This is a genomic window from Paenibacillus sp. 01T422, assembly GCF_056398785.1.
The window spans coordinates 1-6291 of sequence record NZ_JBFTQB010000724.1; the positions used below are offsets into that span (position 1 = coordinate 1).

Here is a 6291-nt window from a genome sequence, read left to right on the forward strand (position 1 = left end):
GCTCTTGCGTTCTTTCTTGCTCTTGCACTCTCTGTTGCTCTTGCGTTCTTTCTTGCTCTTGCACTCTCTGTTGCTCTTGCGTTCTTTCTTGCTCTTGCACTCTCTGCTGCTCTTGAGCTAGTCGCTGCTCCTGCACAACCCCTTGCTCTTGGCCACTTACACTACTTTGCCAAAGAATTCCGGCCTGATCCTGCCGATTTCCAGCTTCGTCACCTTGATTCCCCATTCGCTCTTGCATTATCTGCAATTGCTCCTGAAGCTGTGCGGCATGCTCATTAAGCGCAGTCTCCTGGGCACGTACTCTCTCTTGTTCCTTAGCTCGCTCTTGCTCCTGTTCTTGTTGTTGCAGCTCTTGTTGTTGTACTTGTAGTTCTTGCTCCCGCATCCGTACTCTCTCACGCTCAAGCACATGCATGTCCAAACGTTCCTGCATGCGAGTTTGCTCTTGCGCCTGAACCTGTGCATCTATACGCGCATGCTCTTGCCCTTGTGATTTCCGCCAAACACGCGGAGAATTCAACGCGCCTCGCCGGGTTTCAGTTCTTGCATTCACATTAGTCGTTGCGTGCATAGCAAAGGGAACCGTTGACGTTAAGCGAGACGCATTAATCGCAACTGGAACTTGGCTTGCTGCCAGGAAACCTCTGGATGATGAAGCTACAGGTTTGCGATCTACCCCCATATCGATTCCATGAGGTGTAGGCATTGTATCCATTGAAGATGGCGCTTCCTGAGAAGCGTTTCTTACTAACAAACTATTGATGAATTGCACCGCAGTCGGCGTCGTCCCTGTCGAAAAGGGGCCTTCACCAAGCTTTGGCAACATTCTGGGAGATGACGCCGACGAGCTTGCAGTTGCCACGTTTCCCGCAAATACCTGTTGATGGTGCATCTTACTGACTAGCTGTGGCTGAACTACGTCATTCAAAAATTGCGTCGCTATCTGCAAAACAGAAGGATGACCCGAACTTAAGTTTCCACTTAAGCCTGCACTTGCACTTGCGCCTACCCTTGCACTTGTATCGGCACTTAAACTTCCCCTTGCACTCGATGCAGCAGAAGAACCTGAGCCTTGTTTTTCCAACGCTCCTACAGATGACCTGCCTTCTTGAAACTGTTCAAGTAAACGCGATGTTTGTTGAATAGCCTCTACATGATTAGCCACGTTAATATGACTAGTCATAGATGTACCATTCAAGCCAGTGCGAGTTGCAGACTGATCGCCTTTTTCACGAATGTTATTTTTATGAAAAAGGTTAATGTTTTTAAGCTGTATGTTTACATGTTGCGTTGTATGTTGATGTCTGCTTACCGTTCGTGACTGCTGCTCAGGCRTTGAACGCCGACTGCTGCCAACCATCCCTACTGATGCAGCAATCTGCCCAATCGAGCGGTTGATTAACGGTAAACTTCCTTTATTAACGTGATTAATGAATGCGGGTTTGACCCTTTTCTCACTTGGGGATTCCGGGGTCATCTCTGGATGAATCATATGGTTAACGGATGACCTGGCTTCGAGCCGCTTCTTGCTTTTGCGCCCTCTTGGCTTAACCGGCTTCTCAGCTGGCTGCTCATCTTGCAGATGAACTGAAGTGACATATGGCGGACTTGAAGTTCTATGCGATAACGCTTGGGCTGCCGGAATCTGATACCCGGCATTCGTCATAAGCTGCTCAATCTGACGAATGGTTTGTTGCTTCGTGATGAGCGGTGCTGATTCCGGATGCTGCAAGTTTTGCAAAAGCAATTCCAGCTGAATAACCCATGCTCGATCATTCGGATCTGTTAATGCCGCTAATTGTTTACGGCTGTGCCTACCATTTTGCTTAAAAATAAGGGCTAACAATCCTAAATAGTTGTTTCGCCAGAAACCATATTTGCCCAAAATACCTGTCGCAAATTGATTTGATTCCCTTGCAGTACGTCCTGCAGAGCTGCTGTTCGTCACCGAAGTCTGCCAAACAGCTTTATTGGCCTTTTTCCTCTTCGCCTGGGGTTTATTTGATTGTCGAGATTTCATAAACAATCCCCCTATGAGTTGTGGCCTCGACCCAATTATTTCTTACTTTTTAAAAATCGTCTTCAAACCTTCATGGACCAGCTCAATAGACTCGATTGCTACACTTCCGCTGGTGGCGTTTAGATCCGGCCCGTTCCATTTCACAGGGAATGCTCCAAAGAAATTCCAACGGCACATCTCCGTCCCTGCTTGATTATGCAGGATAATGGAGCCGTTTTTTCGTTTGATTTTACCTTGAGTAACGCTATCGTACCATTCCCACAACTCACTGGAATTGGTGATGCCTCTTTTGAGCACAATGTTCGGGTATTTCGTATGTTCGATCATGTAATGAGGGTGCGAGTTGACCCCGCCTTCCCATAACGGCTTCACTTCTGTCTCCGACTTCATGCCGGTCACTTCAGAGAAACCTCCAACGATCAAGCCATCAAGCTCTACCACGAATCGAAATGCGCTGCCAACATTATGCGGTTTGGATACTTTCACTCGTTACTCACCTCTTACCGAACACATCAAACGGGTTGTCAGGCTGCTTTTTACCATCGTCATTCAGATTGCGGTTGATGCGGGAAATTTCCTCACACCACGTTCGGCGTTCCTTGTGTTCCATTGACATGATTTCATCATGCGTCCAATGAAAATAGTAAGCAATAAAGCCCGCTTCCTCATAGATCTTGTCAATGGGATATCCGGTTATGCCCCCGCCATCTCGTCCAAAAAAGACACGTCCACATCGAACTCATGCTCACATTTCGGACAGCTAGTGTGCACGCTCGGCACTTCCATTTCATTAATTTGACGATAAAAGTTTTGCAGGAATGCGAGATCCGCTGTAAAAAATTTCTCAACTACTCTTGTATCAATAGCACGCAGATCACCAAGGTTCGTAATAACACGCGTTAGTAAGATAATTGTCAGATAGCCAGGGTTTTGCTGAACGCGTTGATCACGCATAGGCAGGATTTCGTCAGCAGCTGTTGCTAAACGCATAACGCCTCTTTTGTGCAGGTTACCATTGTCATCGACATATCCTCTAGGCAGTTCGAATTCGTATTCTGTTTTGAAAGCCATGATGGTTTCCTCCTTATGCTTTAAGCTGAAAAAAAGAAGAGATAGGAACCGGAGACTACTGCTCCGGCGCCTACTCTAACAATCGTTACTTCGTACGTGTCATACCTTCATGAGCAAGCTCTAAGCTTTCAATGGCAACTTCATTGCCTGTACCTTTGAAGCTTGGTGCTGAGTACTTAGACGGCCATGCTTCAATAACCTGCCAAGTTGCTACGTCGCCGCCTTCTTCGTTGATCGCGATGATCGTAACGGTTTTGCGGGCAACTTTCCCCTGAATGGACTCGGACATCCAGTTGTACATATCCATGGAGTCCGTAACCTCTCCAAACACGCGTTAAGAACGCATCGATGGTTCGTTGTACACGAGCCCAAAGCTGTTCATCATTCGGTTCGAAAACAACCCAGTTCGTGCCATTCTTGATGGACTCTTCAATAAAGATGAACAAACGTCTAACGTTAACATATTTCCATAAACCGTTAGAGGACGTTGTACGAGCACCCCATACACGAATACCTTGTCCGGCAAAAGCACGAATCAAGTTAACGCCTTGTGGGTTCAAGATATCTTGCTCGCCTTTGTTATATTGGCAGTCTAGACCAACGGCACCGCGAACGACTTCGTTAGCAGGCGCTTTTTGTACGCCACGCGTTTGGTCGGAACGGGAGTAGATACCAATGACAGACCCTGATGGCGGGATGGAAATATTTCTTTTATCTAATGGATCGAACACTTGAAGCCAAGGATTGTACATCGCTGCGTAAGAACTGTCAAAAATGTTGCGGTGCGTCATAACGTCAGCAACTTTTGTTTTCTCGCGCGGAATGTCCAGAACAGCGAAACGGCTGCCTAGGTTTTCACAGTGAGCAACCAGAGAAAGTTGAACGGTAGGCTCAGTTACACCAGGAATTGCCATAATGCTGACAACATCGTTGTCGATGAAGGACTGAATCCCTGTACGTTTACCAGGTCCACGGTCTACACCCATGAAGATATCAGGCGTTACTTGTGCGATGGAACCGTTGCTTCCGCCTGACAGGGCGATTTGGAATTTCCCAACCGCTTCATCTTCGCCGGAAAGCACTTCAAAAGGAGCGATAGAGCCAAGATCTTTACCTTCTGTCAAATCCTTCACCGTGATGATGTTGGAACGGGAAATGATTTTCTCGATATGATTTGCTGCTGAGATGTTCAAGGATACTTTCTCGTAAGTCTCAGCTTCATCGCCGTAGAATACATGCAACGTGAATTCGCAAGTCGTCAAAACCTTAGCAGGAAGCAGACCAGCGTCTACAACATCGCCTTCCAGTTCTTCGGCAAGTTCAATGATGTTATCTTGGGATGCGATGACTTTGTTGTATTGCTTTTTGCCAGCTGCTTCGAAAGCAACGACGTCGCCTACGTTAAAGCCAGCGTTATTTTTTACACGGTATTGCGTTTCGCTAAGCGCTTCGTAGATTTGTGTTTTGGCTTTGCTGGATGGCACAACGACGATACGAACTTGGTTGCCCCATGTTCCAGGGTTTTTGGAAGCAATTTGGAGAACTGCGGATTCTTTGTTAGTTTCCGCTTTGTTTGTTGCTACTTTCGCGTCAGTTGGCGCTACACGCATAACATAACAGCGGGAACCTCCGTTTAAGTAAAAATGCTCAACAGCGTAAGAAAGGAAGCGATACTCGCCGAATTCGTTCTCGGACAAGTAGCTGCCGAATAAACGATGAAAATCAGCTACGCTCGTAACCAATTGAGGGACACCTTCAATTTCCCCTCTTTGCGCAAGCCCTATAAACCCGGCCGTACTTGTGCTTGCACCTTCAAGCGGTTGCGCACCGCTGTCAAACTCTTCCACATAGACTCCAGGTGATAAATAGTCAGCCATTGTTCCCCAGTTCCGTCAATATGGCACTAAAATAAATGACACAGCCATAGACGTGAAACCAGTTCTCTCCTTTCTGCTTGTCATTTTTGTATAGAAGATGGACGTGTCCATTCTACTAATTAGGGTTAGGTCAGACGAATAATGCCAAGATTGGTGGTCGTTCCTTCAGTTACCAGAACTTCCTTCGTCAAATGCTTATTAGAACCATATGTAATGACCAAATCTGTCTGAAAAGCCGAAATCCGATTGCCACGAAAAGCAATCACGGCCTCTCCGCGTTCTGTTACTCGTGTTTCTTGGACGGGCAGCAAAAGAGAGCCTCTAGTAAACGCTTTAGTCAGCTTTGTCCTTAACTTAAAGCGCTTCTGATGCTCAATTACTTCCGCAATTTGGATTTGCTCCTCTGCGGCTTTAGTACCTCGTCCTCGAAGTATGTAGGTATCACCTGCAGAAATAACACCTGTAAACGCTCCTAGTGTTATCTCCTCCGCTCCCTTCTCCAGTTGATCTGCCATAACGCGAGCTCGGGCGCACTCTTCGGTTAGAATCGTGGCCTGCAAACTGGCATTGCGCACTGGAGCTCCAGCCGCATCCTGAAGCATGGCTCGGATGAGTCCAGCACCTTGGGAAAACGGATAGGAGGGCAACGGTTTTAACTGAACAACCTCTATAAAATTGTCGGTTCCTATAGTGATTAGAGTCTGTTCCTGAAAATAGTGCTCGTTGCTTACCATAAGACGGTATTCACCGGGCGGTAAATCATTAAATATATAGGAACCATTCGATTTACTAATTGCTTTCGAACGGGTGCCTTCTAAAAATACGGTGGTCGTCTTGCCAAGAGGATTCTGTGAGGTCATGGCATCGATTAAGCAAACAACTAAGGATACACGGGTTTTCAATCGTGATACGCGAATAAGTTCCACTACCCAGCCCCCTAGCCTTGTATGCGAAAATCGGTTTCCGAAACTCTTTTGGTGGTCTTGATGCGGGTTGAGTCAATGTTGACAGGCCCCACTGTATAGCTGACTGAAAGTCTGTACGGGGTGTCTGCGAAGTTCCACATGTTAAGGATGCTTTCGCCTTTGTGGGGCTCCATCACGATGCGAACTTCTTCGTCTTTCTCAGCAAGCGTTCCTACGGTCATAGAGCCTCTAAGTATGGAATGATCATAGAGCACTTGCATGGCCCGTCCCAAAATCCGATGCTCATCGAGCGCTCTGGATTGAAGCTCAGCCGGTGAATGTACCGTCAGCAAGTAGCTGAGATCTACCACCATGGGAGGGTATTGAATCTGTGTTGTCCCCCGGGCAATCATATGGG

General features: G+C 47.0%; 7 protein-coding genes and 1 pseudogene. All 8 read right to left on the minus strand.

All coding sequences use genetic code 11. The annotated features are described in order from the left end of the window. A pseudogene (locus AC1DUA_RS29845) lies at positions 1 to 2020 on the minus strand (hypothetical protein); the annotation flags it as partial. Positions 2021 to 2062: 42 nt separating this feature from the next. After that, positions 2063 to 2506 (minus strand): phage tail protein, encoded by a 444-nt coding sequence (locus AC1DUA_RS29850; protein ID WP_477503195.1) that lies wholly within the window; start codon positions 2504 to 2506, stop codon positions 2063 to 2065. Positions 2507 to 2513: 7 nt separating this feature from the next. Next, a complete protein-coding gene (locus AC1DUA_RS29855; protein ID WP_127458506.1) occupies positions 2514 to 2717 on the minus strand; it encodes a DUF6760 family protein in 204 nt (67 codons plus the stop codon). Then, on the minus strand, positions 2714 to 3091 hold the full coding sequence (locus AC1DUA_RS29860; RefSeq protein ID WP_477503196.1) for a phage tail assembly protein: 378 nt from the start codon (positions 3089 to 3091) through the stop codon (positions 2714 to 2716). Before AC1DUA_RS29860 ends, AC1DUA_RS29855 begins: the two co-directional genes overlap by 4 nt. Positions 3092 to 3176: 85 nt before the next feature. Then, positions 3177 to 3380: a phage tail protein gene (locus AC1DUA_RS29865; RefSeq protein WP_477503197.1), complete on the minus strand. Its 204-nt coding sequence runs from the start codon at positions 3378 to 3380 to the stop codon at positions 3177 to 3179. After that, the gene (locus AC1DUA_RS29870; RefSeq protein WP_477503198.1) at positions 3283 to 4968 is read right to left on the minus strand and encodes a phage tail sheath subtilisin-like domain-containing protein; all 1686 of its coding nucleotides are present in this window, start codon (positions 4966 to 4968) and stop codon (positions 3283 to 3285) included. The genes AC1DUA_RS29865 and AC1DUA_RS29870 overlap by 98 nt, the downstream gene beginning before the upstream one ends. Positions 4969 to 5093: 125 nt before the next feature. Further along, complete coding sequence (locus tag AC1DUA_RS29875) at positions 5094 to 5894, minus strand: peptidase associated/transthyretin-like domain-containing protein (RefSeq protein WP_477503199.1); 801 nt, start codon at positions 5892 to 5894, stop codon at positions 5094 to 5096. 11 nt (positions 5895 to 5905) lie between these two features. Further along, the coding region (locus AC1DUA_RS29880) for a Pvc16 family protein (protein ID WP_477503200.1) at positions 5906 to 6291 on the minus strand (386 nt) is incomplete at its 5' end.

Bases quoted from the DNA above. Each gene is read 5' to 3' on its own strand.
- AC1DUA_RS29865 (WP_477503197.1), bottom strand. From the start codon at position 3,380: ATGTCCGAGTCCATTCAGGGGAAAGTTGCCCGCAAAACCGTTACGATC.
- AC1DUA_RS29870 (WP_477503198.1), bottom strand. From the start codon at position 4,968: ATGGCTGACTATTTATCACCTGGAGTCTATGTGGAAGAGTTTGACAGC.
- AC1DUA_RS29860 (WP_477503196.1), bottom strand. From the start codon at position 3,091: ATGGCTTTCAAAACAGAATACGAATTCGAACTGCCTAGAGGATATGTC.